Here is a 21,673-nt window from a genome sequence, read left to right on the forward strand (position 1 = left end):
TGTCGTTTCGTTCAAACTGAACTGAAGCACCCGATGGCGCTTCCATGCACGCCGATGTCCTTCGGGCCGAAATTGCTTTCCACGCACAGCGCGAAATACCCGGCCACCGGCAGGTAGACGACGCGGTAGGTGCCGTCTGACCGGGTGACCGACCAGCAGTCCCGCGTGGTCCCGCCGGCGAAATGGACGGTCACCCGCTGCGGTTGCTGGAACGCGGCGCGGAATGCGTCCAGCGTCGCCAGCGTTTGTTCGGTATCCGTCTCATATTCGTCGATCTCGCGCCGGATGATATCCTTGATCCGGTCTTCGATCGACAGATTCGGATCGAACATGCGCAGGAGTCCTCTCCGGCTGCGCCCATGTGCCAGATCCGGCTGGACCGGTTTTGGCAACACGGGGCGTTTCACGATACGATTTCCGCTGTTTCGACAACCGCGTGGAACAGCACATCCGCGCCGGCGGTGGCCCAGTCCTTGCTGATCTCTTCGGCCTCGTTATGGCTGAGCCCGTCAACACAGGGGCACATGACCATCGCCGTCGGCGCCACATCGTTGATCCAGCAGGCATCGTGACCTGCGCCGCTGACGATATCCATATGGCTGTAGCCAAGGCGCTCTGCCGCGTCACGGATCGCACCGACGCATTTCTCGTCGAAGGCGGGCGGGTCAAATTGGCCGACCAGCTTCGCCTCGAACGTGACCCCGATCTCTTCGCAAAGCTGCGGCGCGCGTTGGTACAGTTCGTCCACCATACCATTGAGCTTGTCGAGATTCGGCGTCCGGAAGTCGATCGTAAAGACGACCTTGCCCGGAATGATGTTGCGCGAATTGGGATAGACGTCGACATGACCGATCGCGCCGACCGCGTTGGGTTGGCGGGACATGGCGATCTCGTGCACCAGCTCTGTGATCAGGGCAAGGCCCCGGCCCGCGTTCTTGCGCATATGCATGGGGGTAGAGCCTGTGTGGCTTTCCTTGCCCGTCACCGTGCATTCGATCCAGCGCAGGCCCTGGCCGTGTGTCACGACGCCGATATCCTTGCCTTCCGCTTCGAGGATCGGCCCCTGTTCGATATGGAGCTCGAAGAAGGCGTGCATCTTGCGGTCGCCGACTTTCTCATCGCCTTTCCAGCCGATGCGGTCCAACTCATCGCCGAATTTCTTGCCCTGCGCGTCTTCGCGGTCATAGGCCCATTGCAGATCGTGCCGCCCGGCAAAGACGCCAGAGGCCAGCATCGCCGGTGCAAAACGCGTACCCTCTTCGTTGGTCCAGTTGACCACGACAACGGGATGCTTGGTCTGAATGCCCAGATCGTTGAGAGAGCGGAGCACTTCCAGCCCGCCCAGAACGCCCAGGACGCCATCATATTTGCCGCCTGTCGGCTGCGTGTCGAGGTGACTGCCGACATAGACCGGCAGCGCGTCCGGATCGGTGCCTTCGCGCCGGGCAAACATGTTGCCCATCTCGTCCACGCCCATGGTGCAGCCTGCATCCTCGCACCATTTCTGGAACAGCGCGCGGCCTTCGGCATCTTCGTCCGTCAGGGTCTGGCGGTTGTTACCGCCCGCGATCCCCGGCCCAATCTTGGCCATCTCCATCAGACTGTCCCACAGCCTGTCGCCATTGATACGCAGGTTTTCTCCCGGTGCCGCCATTTGTCCCCCGCCACTTGAATCGGCTTGTTTTTTACCATTTGGTAAAGCAACCCTATGGGCCGTCGGGATTGTGTCAAGAAAAGCTTTGACCGGCGCCTGTGATAAAAAAGGCAATTGCACCGAATTTAAGCAAAGGTTTGCGCCCCTTGGAAGACATGCCGAAAAAGCCGAGCCGCATCCAGCAGCGGAACCGGAAAAAGATTCTCGACGCGGGTTTGGACGTGTTCTCTGCCCATGGGTATCGCGGTGCGACCTTGGACATGATCGCCGATGCGGCGGGATTGTCGAAGCCGAATATTCTGTATTATTTCAATGGGAAAGAGGATATCCACGTCACGCTTCTCAGCCAGTTGATGGAAACCTGGCTGGACCCGCTGCGGGCGCTGGATCCGCAAGGCGATCCGCTGGAAGAACTGCTGGCTTATGTCCGTCGCAAGGTCGATATGGCGCGGGAATATCCGCGCGAAAGTCGGCTCTTTGCGAATGAAATCGTGCAGGGTGCGCCGCGTATGGGACCGCATCTGGAAGCAGATCTAAAACCGCTGTTTGACGAGAAATGCGCGCAAATTCGTGCGTGGATGGAGGCCGGCCTGCTGGCGCAGGTCGATCCGCAGCACCTGATTTTCTCGATCTGGGCGACCACGCAGCACTATGCCGATTTCGAGGCGCAGATTCGCGTCTTGCGCACGCAGGACGATTTCGATGGGGCCGCGGCCTATCTGGAAACGATGTTCCGCAGCTTGCTGTCTCCGCCCGCTAAGGATTGATTCACCAGTAACTCAGATTCATCTGGTGTAAATCCCTGTTGCCGGTAGATTAATTTCCACAACGGGTGGCGGGCATTCGACCTTTGGCATGACCTTGGAGACGAGCCCATGTTTGCAATAAATGAAGTCGCGTCCAACGGGCCAGCGTCGGCGCAGAACACGTCACAGGCGCAAGTGATCGCGTCCGTCGTCGCGCTGCAACGCGTTATTTCTGGCCGGGCGGGTGCCGAAAGCGGCGATGCCTCTGCACGAGAATTTTCCGACAGTTCCGCGCAAGCTCGTACAGCGAAAGCGAAGGAAAAGGCGGATACCGAGCCCACGCAAGAGGCCCAGAAACCCGCGATGGAACCCACTGCCGTGCCGGAGCATAACGCCGAAGCACGCAGCATCATCGAAGCGCAAGAAGCGTCCGATACGGATAAGCAGATCACAGCGGCATTTCAGGCCCGTCACGGCCTGAATGACCTGCTTAGCGTGATCCGCGATCCGGAAGATCGGATGCTGCCGATGAACCCGGCAGCATAAGGAGCTTTTATTCCGCAGCCTTGGCTGCGGGATTGTTCGGATGCGACGTCCAGTTGGCGTAATTCGGTTCAACTGGCCGGTTCGTCCGGGGATCGGTCGTGCCCGGTTCCATCGGCACCATCGTGATGCAGCCTTCGACCGGGCAGACATTGACGCACAGGTTACAGGCGACGCATTCCTCGTCGATCACCTCGAACGTGCGGTCTTCGGACATGGAGATCGCTTGGTGGGACGTGTCCTCGCAAGCCGCATAACAGCGACCGCACTTGATGCAGTCGTCTTGATTGATTTCGGCCTTGGCGATGTAATTGAGGTTCAGATACTGCCAGTCAGTCACATTCGGAACTGCGGCGCCGCAGAAATCTGCGATGCTTTCGTGACCCTTTTCATCCATCCACTGGCTCAGGCCCGAGATCATCTCTTCCACGATCTTGAAACCATAGGTCATCGCAGCTGTGCAGACCTGCACGTTGCCGCACCCCAGGGTGATGAACTCCGCCGCGTCGCGCCATGTGGTGATGCCGCCAATGCCCGAGATCGGCAGACCGTGCGTCGCAGGGTTACGTGCGATTTCCGACACCATGGACATGGCGATCGGCTTCACCGCCGGGCCGCAATAGCCGCCATGCGAGCCTTTGCCGTCGATGGACGGCTCCGGTGACATCGTGTCCAGATTGACCGAGGTAATCGAATTGATCGTGTTAATCAGGCTGACCGCATCCGCGCCGCCATTGCGCGCGGCTTCGGCGGGTTTGCGAATGTCGGTGATGTTCGGCGTCAGCTTCACGATCACGGGCTTGTCGTAATACTGCTTACACCAGCGCGTGACCATTTCGATATATTCGGGCACCTGACCCACCGCAGCGCCCATGCCGCGCTCGCTCATGCCGTGGGGACAGCCGAAGTTCAGTTCGATCCCGTCTGCACCGGTCTCCGCCACGCGCGGCAGGATCGCCTTCCAGGCGGCCTCTTCGCACGGCACCATGATCGACGCGATCAAAGCGCGGTCAGGGTAGTCGGCCTTGACCCGCGCCATTTCCTCCAGATTGGTTTCCAGCGGACGGTCGGTGATCAGTTCGATATTGTTCAGGCCCAGCAGCCGCCGGTCTGCGCCCCAGATCGCGCCATAGCGCGGCCCGTTCACATTGACCACAGGCGGCCCTTCGGCGCCCAGCGTCTTCCAGACGACGCCACCCCACCCCGCTTCAAAGGCGCGGCGAACGTTGTATTCCTTGTCAGTCGGCGGCGCAGAGGCCAGCCAGAAGGGGTTCGGGCTTTTGATGCCCACGAAATCGGATGTCAGGTCAGCCATGGTGCCGGTCCTCTTGAAAGAGTGCGCCTTAGCGCACCGCCCCTGTCAAAGTCTGGTGAATGTCTTCTGCGGCGTCGCGCCCTTCGGCCACCGCTGTCACGGTCAGGTCATCGCCGCCGCTGGCACAATCGCCCCCGGCCCAAACCCCGTCGACAGAGGTCCGTCCGGCGTCCGTCACCTTGATCTTGCGCCCGTCAAGCTCTGGCAGGCCGTCGGCATCCAGTGTCTGCCCAATCGCGCGGAAAACCTGATCGGCCGGCAGGCGGAGCGTTTCGCCCGTGGGCGTCATGTCGGCGGAGACATAGTCGAACTCGATCTCGCGCACAGCACCGTTGCCATGCACGGCTTTGGGAACTGCGTTGAAGACGATCCGCACGCCTTTCGATGCTGCCAAATCTTGTTCGAATTCAGAGGCGGGCATCCGGTCCTTGCCGCGCCGATAAGCGATTGTGACGTTGAGCGCGCCCAGCAGCTTGGCCTGAACGGCAGCGTCCACCGCCGTCATGCCGCCACCGATCACCACAACATCGCGCCCGACCGGCAGTTCGGTCAGATCGCCTGCCTGGCGCAGATCCGCGATGAAATCGACCGCGTCGCGCACGCCGCTTTTGTCATCCCCGTCGATCCCAAGTGCGTTCACACCGCCCAGACCGATGCCAAGAAAGACCGCGTCGAATTCCGACTTCAATGCCTCCAGCGACAGGTCTGCGCCAAAGCGCTTGCCGTACTGCATCTCGATGCCGCCGATCTTGAGAAGCCATTCGACCTCTGCCTGCGCGAACCCATCGACGCTTTTATACGCTGCGATGCCATATTCATTCAGGCCGCCGGGTTTGCTGCGCGCGTCAAAGACAACCACGTCATGTCCGTGCATGGCGAGGCGATGCGCGCAGGCAAGCCCGGCAGGCCCGGCGCCCACCACGGCGACGGTTTTTCCTGTGCTGGCGGCCCGTTCGAACGGGTGGACACCCTGCCGTTGCAGCGTGTCTGTCGCATAGCGTTGCAATTGCCCGATCTCGACCGGCTTGCCTTCGGCGACTTCGCGCACGCAAACCTCTTCGCACAGTGTTTCCGTGGGGCAGACCCGGGCGCACATGCCGCCCAGAATGTTCTGACCAAGAATGGTCCGCGCTGCGGCTTCCGGTGTGCCTGTGGAAATCTGGCGAATGAACAGTGGAATATCGATATCCGTGGGGCACGCCGTCATGCACGGGGCGTCATGGCAGAAATAGCAGCGGTCGGCGGCTACCAGTGCCTCGTGATCGTCCAGTGGCGGATGCAGATCGGCAAATCCGTCGCTGAGTGCTTCGGCCGTTTGACGGCCAGCAACCACGCCCGGCGTGAAAGGCGAGTGTCCCATTTCGGTATCCCTGTTGGTCTTGTTTTCTTTCAAAAACCGTCTCACAGGTCGATTTTTTTATCAACTGGTAAAAAACCGGGCCACTGATCCGGGCAGATCATGTGCCTGTTTTCTAGGCATTTCCGCTTTTGGGTGGCGGCGTGGTTAGTCGCGCACCCGCTCTGCAAGCTCCAACACCAGCGGGCCGAATCCCTCGACAATGGCCGCAACGCCTTGTGCATTGGGGTGGAGCCCATCTGGCTGGACATAGTCTGCAAGCGCCGCAGGATCGCGGCTGGGCAAGCCTGCGAAAAAGCTGTCGAGGTAGAGTGTCCCATAGCTGTCGGCCAGTTCGGGATAGAGCGTGTCGAACGCCTGCTTGTAGTCCGGCCCGTAATTGCCTGGTGCCTGCATCCCAACCAAAAGAACGTCCACATCCGCCTGCGCAGCAGCAGACAGGATGCCGTCAATGTTCTGCCGCGCAACTTCCGGTGCGATCCCGCGCAGCAGATCGTTTCCGCCCAGCGCGACGATCATGCCGTCGACCTCTGGTGTGAGGGTCCAGGCCACGCGCGACAAACCGCCCGCTGTCGTATCACCCGAAACCCCGGCATTGATCAGCGTCACATCCGCGCCTTGCGCATCGAGCCAGCGTTGCAGCTGCGGCACGAAACCCTGCTCTTGCGGGAGGCCATAGCCTTGGGTCAGGCTGTCACCAAGTGCCGCAATCGTGACCTGCTCTGCCCCTGCTGCGCCAGCAATCACCAGTGACATCGCGCAAATTAACTTGTTCATCATAATCCCGCCTCCATATCGGAGCGTATAACCGAAAAGGCCGCCATGATGTCCGACCCCGTGATCCGTTTAGAAGATGTGCAGCTTTCGCTGGATGGCAATGCCGGGCGCGTCGATATTTTGCACGACATTCGGCTGGATGTGGCTGCGCGCGAAAGTCTGGCGCTGATCGGCCCCTCTGGGTCGGGGAAGTCTTCGCTGCTGATGCTGATGGGCGGCTTGGAACGGGCCACGGGCGGCAGCGTTCACGCCTTGGGCCAAGACCTGACCACCATGAGCGAGGATCAATTGGCGCGGTTCCGGCGGGAGAACATGGGCATCGTGTTCCAGTCCTTCCACCTGATCCCCACGATGACCGCGCTTGAAAACGTGGCGACACCGCTGGAATTGGCGGGCGTGCAGGATGCGTTCGATCGGGCAGAGGCGGAATTGGCCGCCGTCGGTCTGGCCCATCGCAGCGGGCATTACCCCTCGCAGATGTCGGGCGGCGAACAACAGCGGGTCGCCCTTGCCCGCGCCGCCGCGCCGCGCCCGAAGATTTTGCTTGCAGATGAACCTACGGGGAATTTGGACGGGGCGAATGGTCAGGCAATCATGGATATGCTGTTCGGTCTGCGCGACAGGCATGGTGCGACGCTGGTTCTGGTAACCCATGCGTCCGAACTGGCCAGCCGATGTGACCGGGTCATTCGCCTGCGCGACGGGCGTATCGATAGCTTGGCCGAGGCTGCGGAATGAGCCTCGCCCTGTCTGCACGGCTTGCCGCCCGCGAATTGCGCGGTGGTTTGCGCGGCTTCCGCATCTTTCTTGCCTGTCTTGCCCTTGGGGTGGCCGCCATCGCGGCGGTCGGGTCCGTGCGGGCCTCGATCGAGGCCGGGTTGGCCCGAGAGGGCGCGGCCCTGCTGGGCGGCGATGCCGAGATGGAGTTTACCTATCGCTTTGCCGACGCGCTGGAACGGGACTGGATGGAAGCGAATGCAGACCGCGTGTCGCAGATCATCGACTTCCGGTCCATGGCAGTGGTGCCGCAGGATAACGGTGCCGAACGGGGTCTGACCCAGGTAAAGGCGGTGGATGACGCCTATCCGCTGATCGGCACTGTCGGGCTAGATCCCGCTATTGCATTGGACGAGGCCATTGCCGGCAACGGCGCGGTGATGGAGCGGGTGTTGATGGATCGTCTGGGCCTCGCCATCGGGGACAGTTTTCGCCTTGGTGACAACGACTTCACCCTGCGCGCGGTTCTGACCGATGAACCCGATGGTGCGGCGGGCGGTTTCGGGCTGGGACCCCGGATCATCGTCCGGATCGACGCGCTGGATAGATCGGGCCTGATCGGCACGGGCACGATGTTCAACACCAAGTACCGTCTGGATCTGGGGCGGGACACCGAATTGGCCAGTGTGGCCGATGATGCGAAGAACCGATTCTCCGATAGTGGGATGCGATGGACCGATGCCCGCAACGGCGCGCCGGGGGTGGCGGAATTCGTCGACCGGCTGGGCGCGTTTCTGATCCTTGTCGGGCTGTCCGGGCTGGCGGTGGGCGGTGTTGGCGTTTCGGCTGCGGTGCGTGCCTACATCACCAGCAAGACGTCGGTCATCGCGACGCTGCGCACATTGGGCGCGGAACGGCGCACGGTGTTTCAGACGTATTTCCTTCAGATCGGCGCATTATCGATTGTTGGCATCAGCATTGGTCTGACCTTGGGGGCAATCGCACCGCTGGCGCTGGCCCCGCTGATCGAAGACCGTTTGCCGATCCCGGCGGCCTTTTCCATCTATCCGGCGCCTTTGTTGGAGGCCGCGATATACGGGATTCTCACCGCCTTTCTGTTCACGCTATGGCCGTTGGCCCGCACCGAAGACGTGCGCGCCGCGACCCTGTTCCGCGATGCGCTGAGCCGGACACGCTGGTTCCCCGCGCCGCGCTATGTCGCGGCATCAGGGGTGGCGCTCGCCCTGCTGATCGGGCTGGCGGCGTGGTTTTCCGGCACCTGGCGACTGACCCTCTGGACGGCTGGCGGGATCGCCGGGGCATTGATCCTGCTGGTGCTGGCGGCGCTTGGTATCCGCGCGCTGTCGCGGAGAATCGCGCCCCGCATGCGCGGACGCCCGATCTGGCGATGGGCGCTCTCCGCCATTGCCGGGCCGCGCGAAGGGGCCGCCTCCGTCGTTTTGTCGCTGGGGCTGGGCCTGTCGGTTCTGGCGGCAGTCGGCCAGATCGACGGCAACTTGCGGCAGGCGATCTCCGGCAATCTGCCCGACGTCGCGCCGTCGTATTTCTTCGTAGATATACAGAAAGACCAGATGCCCGGCTATCTTGCGCGGCTTCAGGATGATCCAGCGGTGAGCCGGACCGACAGCGCGCCCATGCTGCGTGGCATCATCACACGGATCAACGACATCCCGGCGCAAGAATTCGCCCCCGGGCATTGGGTGCTGGAAGGCGACCGCGGTGTGACCTATGCGGCCAAAACGCCGGACGATACCCGCCTTGTCGCTGGGACATGGTGGCCCGAAGATTACTCCGGGCCGCCGCTGATTTCTTTCGCGGCTGAAGAAGCGGTGGAAATGGGCCTGTCTTTGGGCGACACGCTGACCATCAACGTGTTGGGCCGCGATATCACAGGCACCATCGCCAGCTTCCGCGAGGTCGATTTTTCGACCGCCGGAATCGGCTTCATCCTGACGATGAACCCGAGTGCCCTCGCAGGTGCGCCGCATAGCTATATCTCCACCGTTTATGCAAAGCCGGAGGCAGAGGCGCAGATCCTGCGCGATTTGGCAGGCGCGTTTCCGAATATCACCGCGATCCGCGTAAGAGACGCCATTGACCGTGTGGCAGAAGTTCTGTCCGGACTGGCGGCGGCGACGTCCTACGGTGCGGCGGCGACGTTGCTGACCGGCTTCCTTGTTCTGATCGGCGCGGCGGCGGCAAGCACGGGCGCGCGAACCTATGAGGCCGCCATTCTCAAGACCCTCGGGGCGACACGTGCGCGTATTCTCGCCAGCTTCGCGCTCCGCTCTGCGCTGCTTGGGGCCTGCGCCGGGCTGGTCGCACTGGGGGCCGGTCTTGCTGGTGGCTGGGCCGTCAGTCACTATGTTCTCGACACGGGTTTCACGGTGATCTGGGGCAACGCCCTTGCGATCATCGCAGGCGGCGTGCTGGCGACACTGCTGGCGGGGTTGCTTTTCGCGTGGCGTCCACTGGCCGCACGCCCGGCGCGGGTGCTGCGCGCACGCGAATGAGACTTTGAACCGCCGCGCCGCCGCGTTAAACCCCCGGCAACCCCGCGATTCCGAGGATCTTGATGACCGACCAACTGCCCCTGCCCGTCACCGCCCCCTTCACGAAAGCACAACGCGCGACCGTTCTGAACCTTGTGCGCCGCGCCGCCCGCACGGAAATCATGCCGAGGTTTCGCGCGCTTGACGCAGGCCAGATCAGCCAGAAATCCAGCGTGACCGACCTTGTGACAGAGGCCGACACCTCTGCCGAGGCATTGATCGCACGCGGGTTGCAGATTGCGTTCCCCAGCGCGGTGATCGTGGGCGAAGAGATGTCGGAGACCCACACCGACTACCGCGAAAAACTGGAGCAGGCAGAGCTTGGCTTTTTGATCGACCCAATCGATGGCACGTGGAACTTCGCCCATGGTCTGCCGCTGTTTGGCACGATGATTGCCGTGTGCCGCTTTGGCCGGCCGGTATTTGGTTTGATCTTCGATCCCATCGGCAATGACGCGATCTGGGCGGATATCGATACGCCCAGCACATGGACGGGTGTGTCCGGGCGCAGCCGCCGCGTCACGACCCGTGCGCGCGCAAATCTTGCGCAGATGACCGGCATCATCGAGCCGAACTTCATGCCGCTGCCGCATCGCCGCGCAGCGATGGAGGCATGTTTCGATCTCGCCCATGCGTGGACGCTGCGCTGTTCAGCGCATCACTACCGGCTGTTGGCCGAAGGCGCGGTTGACTTCGTGATGGCGTCAAAGCTGGCACCATGGGACCACGCGGCGGGCGTAATGCTGTGCCAACAGGCGGGCGGTTATTCTGCGATGCTGGACGGCACGGCCTATACGACCTCCATCACATCGGGCTACTTGCTTAGCGCTGCGGACGAGGCGACGTGGAAACGCCTCGCCGCACATTTCAGCGCCTTGCTTGAACCGGCGGAATAAGCGGAACGCGGCGGATCACTCCGCCGCTTCGGCATAATCCTCCATCGGCGGGCAGATGCAGACCAGATTACGGTCGCCATGCACGTTGTCGACACGGTTGACCGGCGGCCAGTATTTATCCACGCGGAAGGCACCGGGCGGGAAGCAGGCCTGCTCCCGGCTGTAGGGGCGGTCCCATTCGCGCACGAGGTCTTCCATCGTGTGCGGTGCCATCTTCAACGGGTTGACGTCGCGCGGCATGCGGCCTTCTTCGATATCGCGCACTTCTTGCCGGATCGCCAGCATGGCATCGCAGAACCGATCCAGTTCGGCCTTTGTCTCGCTCTCCGTCGGTTCGATCATCAACGTGCCCGCGACCGGCCAGCTCATGGTCGGGGCGTGAAAGCCACAATCCATCAGACGCTTGGCAATATCTTCCACGGTTACTCCGGCGACGTCATCCAGCGGGCGCGTATCGATGATACATTCATGCGCAATCCGCCCGTTTCGCCCAGTGAAAAGCACATCATAAGCGCCCTCCAACCGTTTCGCGATGTAATTGGCGTTGAGGATGGCCACCTTGGTCGCCTGCGTCAGCCCCTCGCCGCCCATCATCAGGCAATACGCCCAGGAGATCGGCAACAAGCTGGGGGAGCCATAGGGCGCGGCACTGACCGGGCCTTCTTGCCCCCCTGTATGCGGATGGCCCGGCAGGTGCGGCATCAGGTGCGATTTCACACCAATCGGCCCCATGCCCGGACCACCGCCGCCATGAGGGATGCAGAACGTCTTGTGCAGGTTGAGGTGGCTGACGTCCCCGCCCAGATCGCCGGGACGGCTGATGCCCACCATCGCGTTCATGTTGGCCCCGTCGATATAGACCTGCCCGCCATGTTCATGCGTGATCCGGCACACCTCGGTCACGGTTTCCTCGAACACGCCATGGGTGGACGGATAGGTGATCATGCAGCCCGCCAGCGTGTCGGCATGGGCTTCGGCCTTGGCCTTGAAATCCTCCAGGTCGATATCGCCGTTCTCTGCCGATTTCACCGGCACCACTTTCCAGCCGACCATTTGCGCCGACGCCGGATTGGTTCCATGCGCGGACATCGGGATCAGGCAGACATTGCGGTGCCCTTGCCCCTGCGCCTTGTGCCAGGCGGCGATGGTCAGCAACCCCGCATATTCGCCCTGAGCGCCGGAATTGGGCTGCATGGAGATTTGATCATACCCGGTGATCTGGCACAGTTTGGCACTGAGATCGTCGATCATCTCGTGGAAACCGGCGGCCTGATCCGCCGGAATGAACGGATGCGGCAGCGAAAATTCTGGCCAGCTGACCGGCATCATCTCTGCGGCGGAGTTCAGCTTCATCGTGCAGGAACCAAGCGGGATCATCGCCCGGTCCAGCGCCAGATCACGGTCCGCCAGACGCCGCATATAGCGCATCATCTCTGTTTCGGCCCGGTTCATGTGGAAAATCGGATGGGTGAGGTAGCTGCTCTCGCGGATCAGCTTTTCCGGCATGTGGTAATGTGGCGTGTAATCCTTGTCCTCGCGGGTAATGCCAAAGGCGCGCCAGACTGCTTCGGTCGTGGCCGGGCGGGTGCGTTCATCCAGCGAAATCCCAATCCGGTCGGTGCCAACGGCACGCAGGTTGATCCCCTCGTCCACGGCGGATTTCATCACCGCCGCTTGCAGTGGTCCGACCTCGACCGTGATCGTGTCAAAGAAGGCCGCGGGCTGCACGGCAAAACCGGCTTGTTTCAGACCTTCGGCCAGACGCGCCGTCTTGCGGTGGATACGCTGCGCCACGGCCTTGAGCCCATCAGGTCCGTGGAAGACGGCATAGAACCCTGCCATCACCGCCAGCAGCGCTTGCGCGGTACACACATTGGAAGTCGCTTTCTCGCGCCGGATATGCTGTTCGCGCGTTTGCAGCGACAGACGATATGCCTTGTTCCCGTGGCTGTCCACGGAGACGCCAACAATACGCCCTGGCATGGAACGCTTATAGGCGTCGCGGCAGGCCATATAGGCGGCGTGGGGTCCGCCGAACCCGACCGGCACACCAAAGCGTTGGGTCGACCCCACCGCGATATCCGCGCCCATCGCGCCCGGCTCTTTCAGAAGGGTCAGTGACAGCGGGTCTGCACTGACGACGCCGATTGCTTTGGCCGCATGAAGCGCTTCGATCTGGGGCGTGAAGTCACGCACATGGCCATATGTGCCGGGATACTGGAAAAGCGCGCCAAAGACGGTCTCTGCATCCATGTCCTTGGGATCACCGACGATCACCTCGATCCCGAGAGGCGCGGCCCGGGTCTGCACGACCGCGATGTTTTGCGGATGACAGTCCTGATCCACGAAGAACGCCTTGGCCTTCGATTTGGCGACACGCTGCGCCATCGTCATCGCTTCGGCGCAGGCCGTGGCCTCATCCAGAAGCGAGGCATTGGCAACATCCAGCCCGGTCAGGTCGCAAACCATCGTCTGGAAGTTCAACAACGCCTCGAGCCGCCCCTGCGAGATTTCCGGCTGGTACGGGGTATAGGCGGTATACCAAGCAGGGTTTTCCAGGATGTTGCGCTGGATCGCGGGCGGCGTGACCGTGCCGTAATAGCCCTGACCGATCAACGAGGTCAGCACCTTGTTCTTGCCCGCGACCTCCCGCATGTGGTGCAGCACTTCGCGTTCCGACATCGCCTTGCCCCAACCAAGCGCGCTGCCCTGGCGAATACCTTCAGGCACGGTCTGGTCGATCAACTCATCCAGCGATGCGACCCCAAGGGCCTGCAGCATATCGGACATTTCTGACGGAGATGGCCCGATATGTCGTCTATTGGCGAAGTCGTAAGGCAGGTAGTCGGTCGGCGTGAAAGTCATGCGCTGCACTCCCAGATTACATACGGATGCGAATTGTTTGGCCGAGCTTAGCTGATAAAACTCTTATACTCGGCTTCGCTCATGAAGCTGTCCAGTTCGGACATATCGGCAGGCTTCATCTTGAAGAACCATGCCTCGCCCTGCGGGTCTTCGTTGATACGGCCCGGCGCGTCGGTCAGCGTGTCGTTGATCTCTATGATTTCGCCATCCAGCGGGGCGAGGATGTCGGACGCCGCCTTGACGCTTTCGATCACGACGATCTCTTCATCCTTGCTGACTTCGGTGCCAGCTTCGGGGAGTTCGACGAAAACGATATCGCCCAGTTGCTCTGCCGCGTGCTCGGTGATCCCGACGGTGACCGTATCGCCTTCGACAAGCAACCATTCGTGTTCTTCGGTGAATTTCATCTGTAGGACTCTCTGTTGGATTGGATCAGCGTTTGAAGTTTGCGGGAACAAAGGGCAGCGACGCAACCCGCACGGGCAGGCGTTTGCCCCGGACTTCGCCCCAAAGTTCAGTATCAGGCGCGGACAGGTTCGTCGGCACATACCCCATCGCCACCGGCGCCTGGACTGTCGGGCCAAACCCACCGGACGTGACGATGCCAACCGGGTCCGTTGCGGTTTCACTGTCGAAAAGCGGAACAGCTTCGCGCATCGGCGCACGTCCTTGCGGCAGCAGGCCCACTCTTTTGCGGTCACTGCCATGCGCCAGTTGGTCAAGGATCGCCGCCGCGCCGGGGAATCCCCCCGCACGCGCGCCGCCTGTTTTGCGGACGGCTTGGATGGCCCATGTCAGCTGCGCGTCCACCGGGCTGGTCCCGGCGTCAATGTCATGTCCGTAAAGGCAAAGACCCGCCTCCAAACGCAGGCTGTCGCGCGCACCAAGCCCGATGGGCTGGACACGGGGATCTTCCAACAGCGCCCGGCACACACGCTCTGCCTCCGCTTCGGGGATAGAGATTTCAAAACCATCCTCCCCCGTATAGCCAGAGCGCGAAATCCAAAGCTCCACGCCGTCGACGGTGCAATTGCGCACGTCCATGAATTTCATTGTTGAGATATCGGGCACCTGCGCGGCAAGCACCGCCTCGGCGGCGGGCCCTTGCACCGCGATGAGGGCACGATCTTCGACCGGCGTGACCGTTAGCGACGGCCCAAGCGCCTGGATCATGCGCGCGATGTCCTCGGCCTTGCAGGCCGCGTTGACGACGACGAACAACCGTTCACCACGGCGTGCGAACATCAGATCGTCTTCGATCCCGCCCGCGTCATTCGTGAAAAACCCATAGCGCTGGCGACCATCCGCCAAACCCAGGACGTTCTGCGGCACCAAGCGTTCGAAACCCAGTGCGACCGCGTCCCAATCCGGACCATCGACCCAGACTTGGCCCATATGGCTAACGTCGAACAGGCCCGCATCCGCGCGGCAATGCAGGTGTTCCTTCATCACCCCAAGCGGGTATTGCACTGGCATCGAATAGCCTGCGAAGGGCACCATCTTGGCGCCAAGTTCCAAATGCAGATCATAGAGCGGCGTGACGGCCAGATCGCTCATGTGTTCTCCCCTTGTGGCCGTCGGGGGTGCGATAAGATGCATCCGTCGGGCACCATTGCCGCGCGGAAATCGCGCGGTCACTTGGTGCCCCCTCTGTTCTTTTGCCTGAGATCGTTATCCCTTCGGCGTCCCTGCTACGGGCTCTCTCCAGAGTTTTATCGCCAAGACGCGGTCCCTTGGGCCTGAGAGTTTCCGGGGCGGTTGCTCCTTCGGCACCGGCGAGGCCGGTTCTCCCACGTTTAGCGTGCCTATAGGTATGCGGCGGAGGGCGCGCAGGTCAATCCCCCAATTCGACTTGACCTATCGAGGGCGCGCGGCGATCAATCGGCGCATGTCCACCCCGTGCTTCTTTGGCTATGGCAGCCTCGTCAACCTCGATACGCACGATTACCCGGATGCCAGCCCGGCGACCGCGCGCGGCTGGCGGCGCGCATGGGTGCATACGGACGCACGACAATTCGCGTTCCTGACGGCGTCCCGCGCCCCGGGGCACAGTATCGACGGCATGATTGCCCGCGTGCCTGCCGGGGATTGGGCGGAACTCGACCTGCGGGAAATGGCCTACGACCGAATCCTGGACACGGCGAACATTACCCATACGCGGACGGATGGTCCTGAGATTGCGATCTACGCGATTGAAAGCCAGTCCAAGGGGCCAGCCACGCAAGAGCATCCGATCTTGCTGAGTTACGTCGATGTCGTGGTGCAGGGATATCTGCGCGCCTTTGGCGAAACCGGCGCGATAGCCTTCATGGACAGCACCGATGGTTGGACGGCCCCGATCCTCGACGACAGGGCCGCGCCGATTTATCCGCGGTCGCAGAAGCTGACATTGGATGAAATGCTGCTGGTCGATGACTACCTGGCGGGGGTCGGCGCGATGCGCCAGACCCTTTGATCGTCAGCCCTTCGCGCGGATGACCTGAAGCAATGGCAGCAGAGCGGCCATGTCGGGGCCATGTGCCATACCGGTCAGCGCCTTGCGCAGCGGCATGAAAAGCCCGCGCCCCTTGCGCCCGGTGGCGTCCTTGACCGCCGATGTCCACGATTTCCACGTCGTATCGTCGTAGGGGCCGTCGGGCAGCATCGCCAAGGCCTGCGCAACGAACTCGGCATCGTCTTCTTCGATCACCGGGTCGGCGCCATCGCGGCACAGCTCCCACCAACCCTTCAGATCATTCAGCGTCTCGATATTGTCGCGGCAGACCAGCCAGAACGGCTCTGCCAAATCGTCCGGCACACCCAGCGCGGCAACATCACCCGCCACAGCCGAAAGCGGCAGCGTTTGCAGATACCTGCCCGTTAGCGGGTAAAGGTCCTGCACATCGAATTTCGTGGGCGCGGTGCCGAATTTGCTCAACTCGAAGCCATCGACCAGTTCGGACATATCGGTGGAAAGCTCCACCGTGTCAGACGATCCAAGCCGCGCCATCATGCTCAGCAAGGCCATCGGCTGAACCCCGGCTTCGCGCAGATCGCGCAGCGCCAGCGTGCCCAGACGTTTGGACAGCGCCTCGCCCTGCGGACCGGTCAGAAGAGAGTGGTGCGCAAAGGTCGGAACCGTACCACCAAGCGCCTTGATGATCTGGATCTGCGTCGCGGTATTCGTCACATGGTCAGAGCCGCGCACAACATGGGTCACGCCCATTTCCGTATCGTCCACCACCGAAGCGATGGTGTAGAGAACCTGCCCATCCGCGCGGATCAGCACCGGGTCCGAGACACTGGCCGCATCGATCGACACGTCGCCAAGAATGCCGTCCGTCCAGATGATGCGTTCTTGATCCAGCTTGAAACGCCACACGCCATCGCCGCGTTCGGCGCGAAGGGCGGCTTTTTCGTCGTCGGTCAGGTTCAGCGCGGCACGGTCATAGACCGGCGGCTTGCCCATATTCAGCTGCTTCTTGCGCTTGAGATCCAGTTCCGTCGGCGTCTCGAACGCCTCATAGAAGCGGCCCATTTCGCGCAGGCGGTCCGCCGCGTCAGCGTAACGGTCCAGCCGTTCGGACTGCCGTTCGACGCGGTCCCAATGCAGACCAAGCCATTCGAGATCCTGTTTGATCGCGTCGACATATTCTTCCTTCGACCGCTCCGGATCGGTGTCGTCGATCCGCAGGATGAAGGTGCCACCCGCTTTGCGCGCGATGAGATAGTTCATCAGCGCCGTGCGCAGGTTGCCGACATGGATGTACCCGGTGGGCGAAGGGGCGAAACGCGTGGTTGTCATAAGGGACTCCGGCTGGACGCAGGCCACTTGTCACAGGGGCGCTGAATTGTCCAGTTCCGGGCACCAACTCTGCCCGCGCGGACGGCCGAATTTCGCAGGCCCGGCCCCTGATGACCGGTGAAATCCGACTGTCGCGCAGAAGTGATGTAAAAATCGCGCCGAAACTGGTGACACGGCACGCTTTCGCACTACCATGCTTAGCATCCTGACCAACAAGGACGACCAAAATGACTGCTTCGCCCAAAATTTCCCGCCGTACTGCGCTTGCTGGCGCCGCCGCGCTGCCATTGGCCGCTGCCGCGAGTCGCGGCGCGCAGGCCGCTGCCCCCGTCGCGGGTGCCTCTGCCCCCCAATTCATGCGCGTGAAAGTCGGCGCATTTGATGTGACCAACATTCTTGCCGGGACCCGCACTGTGCCGGGCCCGAAGAACATCTTCGGTCTGAATGTCGATGATGACACGTTTGCCCAAGTCTCCGCCGATGCGAATATCTCGACCGAGGCGGCGCAGTTCTTCTTCCATCCGCCTGTCGTCAACACTGGTGAGCAACTGATCCTGTTCGATACCGGCCTGCAAGGTCCGGCAACCGTCGCCGCGCTTGAAGCTGCGGGTTACACCGCCGATCAAGTCGATATCGTCGTGCTGACCCACATGCATGGCGACCACATTGGCGGCCTGATGACAGATGGTGCGCCGACATTCCCGAATGCCAGCTACATCACCGGCCGGACGGAATACGACGCTTGGGCGAAGATGGACAATGAGAACTTCGAAGCAAAGGTGCGTCCGCTGGCCGAACAGATGACCTTCCTCGAAGATGGTGGCACGGTCGCATCGGGCATCACCGCGATGAGCGCGTTCGGTCATACGCCGGGCCACACGGTCTACATGCTGGAAAGCGATGGCAAGCAGATGCTGCTGGGCGCGGATTTCGCGAACCACTATGTCTGGTCACTGGCGCATCCCACATGGGAAGTGAAATTCGACATGGACAAGCAGGCCGCCGCCGACACGCGCAAGACGGTTCTGGACATGCTGAGCGCGGACAAGATCCCGTTCTCCAGCTACCACATGCCGTTCCCGGCGTTCGGATATGTGGACACGCATGGCGAAGGTTACCACTACGTGCCGCACACATATCAGCTTTTGATGACCGAAAGCTGATCGGTCACACAGCGGCGAAATTTCAGAAGACCCCGGTCATTGCCGGGGTCTTTTGTCATCCAGACGCAGGATCAGCTTGGATCGCGCCACCGGTTCACAATCGGATACCGCCGGTCAAGCCAGAAGGCCCCCTTTGTCAGGCGGGCGCCGGGCGCAGACTGGAACCGCTTGTATTCGCTGATGTAAATCAGCTTTTCGACCTTGCGCGCCACATCCGCATCAAAGCCTGCTGCGACGCAATCCGCGATGGATCCGTCCTCATCCACAAGGATGTGCAGCATCGCATCGAGTTCCGGGTAATCGGGCAGGCTGTCGCTGTCCTTCTGGTCCTCGCGCAGTTCGGCTGAGGGCGGCTTGGTGATGATCCGTTCGGGGATCACAGCCCCGTCCGGCCCCATCATCCAGTCACGATGATTGGCGTTGCGCCAACGGCAGGTTTCGAACACCCGCGTTTTGTACAGATCCTTGATCGGATTATAGCCGCCGGACATATCGCCATAGATCGTGGCATAGCCCACGGCGACCTCGGATTTGTTGCCGGTGGTCAGCAGCATATCCCCGAACTTGTTGGACAGCGCCATCAGCAGCAGGCCGCGCAGGCGTGACTGGATGTTCTCTTCTGTCAGGCCCGGTTGCGTGCCTTCGAACAGCGGCGCAAGCGCTTCGGTCACGGCCGCGCGCGGCCCGCTGATCGGCACATAGTCATAGCGGCAGCCCAGCGCCTTGGCGCAGGCTTCGGCATCCTCAAGACTGTCGGAAGACGTGTATTCCGAAGGCAGCATCACGCAGCGCACGTTTTCCGGCCCCAGCGCGTCGGCAGCGATGGTTGCGACCAGCGCGGAGTCGATGCCCCCCGACATGCCCAGAAGCACCTTGCCGAACCCGGTCTTGCCGCAATAGTCGCGCAGCGCCGTGACCATCACGCGGTAGTCTTGCTCCCAATCATCGGGAAGCGGCGCTTCTTCGCCCGGCAGGATGCGCCAACCGTCTGCACCGCGCTCCAGATCGACGTGATAAACCTCTTCATCGAAGACATTAAGGCGGAAGGCGATCTCGCCATGGGCGTTCAGGCCGAAACTGCCGCCATCGAACACCTGATCGTCCTGCCCGCCAACCATGTTGAGATAGATCAGTGGCAGGCCGGTTTCGACCACGCGGGCAACCATATGGTTGAGCCGGGTTTCGAACTTGTTCCGGTAATAAGGCGAACCATTGGGCACCAGCAGGAACTCCGCCCCCGTTTCGGCCAGCGTTTCGGCCACATCCAGGTGCCACGCATCCTCGCAGATCGGGCTGCCGATCCGGGTATTGCCCACGGCATAGGGGCCGCCCAGCGCGCCCGCATCAAAAATGCGCACCTCGTCAAAGACGGTCTCGTTGGGCAATTCGTGCTTGAACACCTTGGATACGATCTGCCCGCCGCGGCAAATGAGATAGGCGTTATAAAGCTTGCCGTCCTCGGCCCATGGACCCCCAATGGCCAAAGCCGGACCATCGGCGCATTTCTCGGCCAAGGCGGTCACGGCTTCCATCGCGGTGCGGTGGAACACCGGCTTCTTCACCAGATCCTGCGCGTTGTAGCCGGTGATGAACATCTCGGGCAGGGCCACAAGATCGGCCCCGGCATCACGGCCAGCCTGCCAAAGCTCAAACACTTTGGCGGCGTTCCCGTCGATATCCCCGACGGTCGGGTTCAACTGCCCCAATGTGATGCGAAACCGATCGGCCATTTGCGCGACTCCTTGATTTTCGCCTCAAATAGCAGATCGGACGCCAGTGAAAAGGCGACGCAACCGCTGGTAGGTACAGAAGGTCCAAAACACGTTGCGACCGGGTTAACCTTCGCCTAGTCTTTGACTGTATTGAACAAGCTGACAGGACTCGCATGACCCGCCTCGGCCTCTCGCTCTGCTTTGCATTGCTGACGACCGCCGCCTCCGCGCAGGATGGCACTGTTCAAACCAAGCAATACGACAATGGCGGCATCTACGAAGGTGAGTTCCGCGGCGGTTTGCAGCATGGGCAAGGCACCTACAAACAGCCCGACGGCTATGAGTATTCCGGCGCATGGGTGGATGGCGAAATCCGCGGGGCGGGCGTGGCCCGGTTCCAGAACGGATCGGTATATGAGGGCAATTTCGAAAAAGGAAAACCGCACGGGTTCGGCAAGATCACCTTTGCCGATGGCGGCACCTATGAAGGCGACTGGGTCGACGGCAAGATCACCGGCCAGGGCATCGCGCTATACGCAAATGGCGTGCGCTTCGAAGGCGGGTTTCGCGCGGCCAAGCACCACGGCAAGGGCGTGATGCAAAGCCCCGGAGGCTACGAGTACAAAGGCGACTGGATCGACGGCGTCAAGGATGGCAGCGGCGTCATCACCTATCCGGACGGCTCCATCTATGATGGTGAGGTCAAAGACGGCGCCCGTCACGGACAAGGCAAGCTGACCCTGCCCGACGGGCTGATCTATACCGGGTCGTGGCGTGACAACCAGATGGACGGCACGGGTGTGCTGACCCAGCCGAATGGCGACGTCTATGAAGGCGCGCTCGTCGCTGGGCGGCGCGAGGGCAAAGGCAAGGTGACCTATGCCAATGGCGATATCTATGAGGGCGACTTCGCCGAGGATCGCCGCCATGGCCAAGGCAAGTTCATTGGCACCGACGGCTATATCTACGAAGGCAACTGGGTGGCCGGCAAGATCGAAGGCCTGGGCACCGTCACCTATCCCGATGGTTCCGTCTATGAGGGGCAATTCCGCGATGACCTTGCCGAGGGTCAGGGCAAGATCGTCTATCCCGATGGCGCGACCTATGACGGCAATTGGGTCGCGGGCGTGATCGAAGGCGAAGGCACCGCGACCTATCCAAATGGCATCACTTATACTGGCGGCTTCAAAAATGCCCGCAATGACGGTCAGGGCATCATGACCTACGAGGATGGCTACCGGTACGAGGGCGAATGGCGCGAAGGCAAACGTCACGGCGTCGGGCGCGCGGTCTATCCCGATGGCACGATCTACACCGGTGAATTCGAGGACGGCCAACGCCACGGCCAAGGCACGATCGAACTGCCCACCGGTTTCAAATATGATGGCGAATGGCAGCGCGGGCAGATCACGGGACAGGGCCGCGCGACCTATGCCAATGGTGACGTGTATGAAGGTGCCTTCGTCGATGGTAAACGGTCAGGCTCCGGCACGATGCGCTATGCCTCCGGGCAGGAAGAAAGCGGCGAATGGGAGAACGGCGCCTTCAAGGATGACGGCTAAAGGTCGGGG

The 21,673-nt window shown here is 61.7% G+C and carries 18 protein-coding genes and 1 riboswitch; of the genes, 8 read left to right on the top strand and 10 right to left on the bottom strand.

All coding sequences use genetic code 11. The features are described 5' to 3' along the window. Positions 1-11: 11 nt before the first annotated feature. A complete protein-coding gene (locus tag E4Z66_RS15410) occupies positions 12-332 on the bottom strand; it encodes a hypothetical protein (RefSeq protein ID WP_136463946.1) in 321 nt (106 codons plus the stop codon). Positions 333-403: 71 nt separating this feature from the next. After that, positions 404-1,654, bottom strand: a complete 1,251-nt coding sequence (locus E4Z66_RS15415) for a Zn-dependent hydrolase (RefSeq protein ID WP_136463947.1) — start codon at positions 1,652-1,654, stop codon at positions 404-406. Between the two features lie 155 nt (positions 1,655-1,809). Here E4Z66_RS15415 and E4Z66_RS15420 point away from each other — a divergent pair, with 155 nt between their 5' ends. Both E4Z66_RS15420 and E4Z66_RS15425 read left to right on the top strand, forming a co-directional pair. Further along, the gene (locus E4Z66_RS15420; protein ID WP_136463948.1) at positions 1,810-2,421 is read left to right on the top strand and encodes a TetR family transcriptional regulator C-terminal domain-containing protein; all 612 of its coding nucleotides are present in this window, start codon (positions 1,810-1,812) and stop codon (positions 2,419-2,421) included. A 108-nt stretch (positions 2,422-2,529) separates the two neighbouring features. After that, complete coding sequence (locus E4Z66_RS15425) at positions 2,530-2,946, top strand: hypothetical protein (protein ID WP_136463949.1); 417 nt, start codon at positions 2,530-2,532, stop codon at positions 2,944-2,946. Between the two features lie 7 nt (positions 2,947-2,953). Here the strand turns inward: E4Z66_RS15425 and preA are convergent, their stop codons facing one another. The 3 genes from preA to E4Z66_RS15440 form a co-directional block, all read right to left on the bottom strand. After that, positions 2,954-4,258 (bottom strand): NAD-dependent dihydropyrimidine dehydrogenase subunit PreA, encoded by a 1,305-nt coding sequence (gene preA, locus E4Z66_RS15430; RefSeq protein WP_136463950.1) that lies wholly within the window; start codon positions 4,256-4,258, stop codon positions 2,954-2,956. Between the two features lie 28 nt (positions 4,259-4,286). After that, positions 4,287-5,618, bottom strand: coding sequence for an NAD(P)-dependent oxidoreductase (locus E4Z66_RS15435; protein WP_136463951.1), 1,332 nt, complete (start codon positions 5,616-5,618; stop codon positions 4,287-4,289). Between the two features lie 144 nt (positions 5,619-5,762). Then, entirely contained in the window at positions 5,763-6,395 is a 633-nt protein-coding gene (locus E4Z66_RS15440; protein ID WP_136463952.1) for an arylesterase, read from the bottom strand. A 45-nt stretch (positions 6,396-6,440) separates the two neighbouring features. Between E4Z66_RS15440 and E4Z66_RS15445 the strand changes: the two genes are divergently transcribed. From E4Z66_RS15445 to E4Z66_RS15455, 3 genes are all read left to right on the top strand, one after another. Continuing rightward, entirely contained in the window at positions 6,441-7,130 is a 690-nt protein-coding gene (locus E4Z66_RS15445) for an ABC transporter ATP-binding protein (protein WP_136464177.1), read from the top strand. Then, positions 7,127-9,643, top strand: a complete 2,517-nt coding sequence (locus E4Z66_RS15450; RefSeq protein ID WP_136463953.1) for an ABC transporter permease — start codon at positions 7,127-7,129, stop codon at positions 9,641-9,643. The genes E4Z66_RS15445 and E4Z66_RS15450 overlap by 4 nt, the downstream gene beginning before the upstream one ends. Before the next feature lie 62 nt (positions 9,644-9,705). Beyond that, positions 9,706-10,578, top strand: coding sequence for an inositol monophosphatase family protein (locus tag E4Z66_RS15455; protein ID WP_136463954.1), 873 nt, complete (start codon positions 9,706-9,708; stop codon positions 10,576-10,578). 15 nt (positions 10,579-10,593) lie between these two features. Here E4Z66_RS15455 and gcvP read toward each other — a convergent pair whose 3' ends face one another. Genes gcvP through gcvT form a run of 3 tightly spaced genes read right to left on the bottom strand, consistent with a single transcriptional unit; the run spans position 10,594 to position 15,000 of the window. Next, a complete protein-coding gene (gcvP, locus tag E4Z66_RS15460) occupies positions 10,594-13,443 on the bottom strand; it encodes an aminomethyl-transferring glycine dehydrogenase (protein ID WP_136463955.1) in 2,850 nt (949 codons plus the stop codon). A gap of 47 nt (positions 13,444-13,490) precedes the next feature. After that, positions 13,491-13,850 (bottom strand): glycine cleavage system protein GcvH, encoded by a 360-nt coding sequence (gene gcvH, locus E4Z66_RS15465; RefSeq protein ID WP_136463956.1) that lies wholly within the window; start codon positions 13,848-13,850, stop codon positions 13,491-13,493. Positions 13,851-13,875: 25 nt separating this feature from the next. Continuing rightward, the gene (gene gcvT / locus E4Z66_RS15470; protein ID WP_136463957.1) at positions 13,876-15,000 is read right to left on the bottom strand and encodes a glycine cleavage system aminomethyltransferase GcvT; all 1,125 of its coding nucleotides are present in this window, start codon (positions 14,998-15,000) and stop codon (positions 13,876-13,878) included. Positions 15,001-15,159: 159 nt separating this feature from the next. Next, positions 15,160-15,246, bottom strand: a riboswitch (glycine riboswitch). 85 nt (positions 15,247-15,331) lie between these two features. On the opposite strand from gcvT, the gene E4Z66_RS15475 reads away from it, so the two are divergent. Then, on the top strand, positions 15,332-15,898 hold the full coding sequence (locus E4Z66_RS15475) for a gamma-glutamylcyclotransferase (protein ID WP_136463958.1): 567 nt from the start codon (positions 15,332-15,334) through the stop codon (positions 15,896-15,898). Positions 15,899-15,901: 3 nt separating this feature from the next. On the opposite strand, the gene gltX is transcribed toward E4Z66_RS15475, so the two are convergent. Further along, on the bottom strand, positions 15,902-17,227 hold the full coding sequence (gltX, locus tag E4Z66_RS15480) for a glutamate--tRNA ligase (RefSeq protein WP_136463959.1): 1,326 nt from the start codon (positions 17,225-17,227) through the stop codon (positions 15,902-15,904). A 227-nt stretch (positions 17,228-17,454) separates the two neighbouring features. Between gltX and E4Z66_RS15485 the strand changes: the two genes are divergently transcribed. Beyond that, positions 17,455-18,390, top strand: a complete 936-nt coding sequence (locus tag E4Z66_RS15485; RefSeq protein ID WP_136463960.1) for an MBL fold metallo-hydrolase — start codon at positions 17,455-17,457, stop codon at positions 18,388-18,390. A 71-nt stretch (positions 18,391-18,461) separates the two neighbouring features. On the opposite strand, the gene E4Z66_RS15490 is transcribed toward E4Z66_RS15485, so the two are convergent. Continuing rightward, positions 18,462-20,120: an NAD+ synthase gene (locus tag E4Z66_RS15490; protein WP_136463961.1), complete on the bottom strand. Its 1,659-nt coding sequence runs from the start codon at positions 20,118-20,120 to the stop codon at positions 18,462-18,464. 155 nt (positions 20,121-20,275) lie between these two features. Here E4Z66_RS15490 and E4Z66_RS15495 point away from each other — a divergent pair, with 155 nt between their 5' ends. Further along, a complete protein-coding gene (locus E4Z66_RS15495) occupies positions 20,276-21,664 on the top strand; it encodes an MORN repeat-containing protein (protein ID WP_136463962.1) in 1,389 nt (462 codons plus the stop codon). Positions 21,665-21,673: the final 9 nt, after the last annotated feature.

Origin of the sequence: Aliishimia ponticola, assembly GCF_004803475.1 — a bacterium.
Taxonomy (GTDB): Bacteria; Pseudomonadota; Alphaproteobacteria; order Rhodobacterales; family Rhodobacteraceae; genus Aliishimia; species Aliishimia ponticola.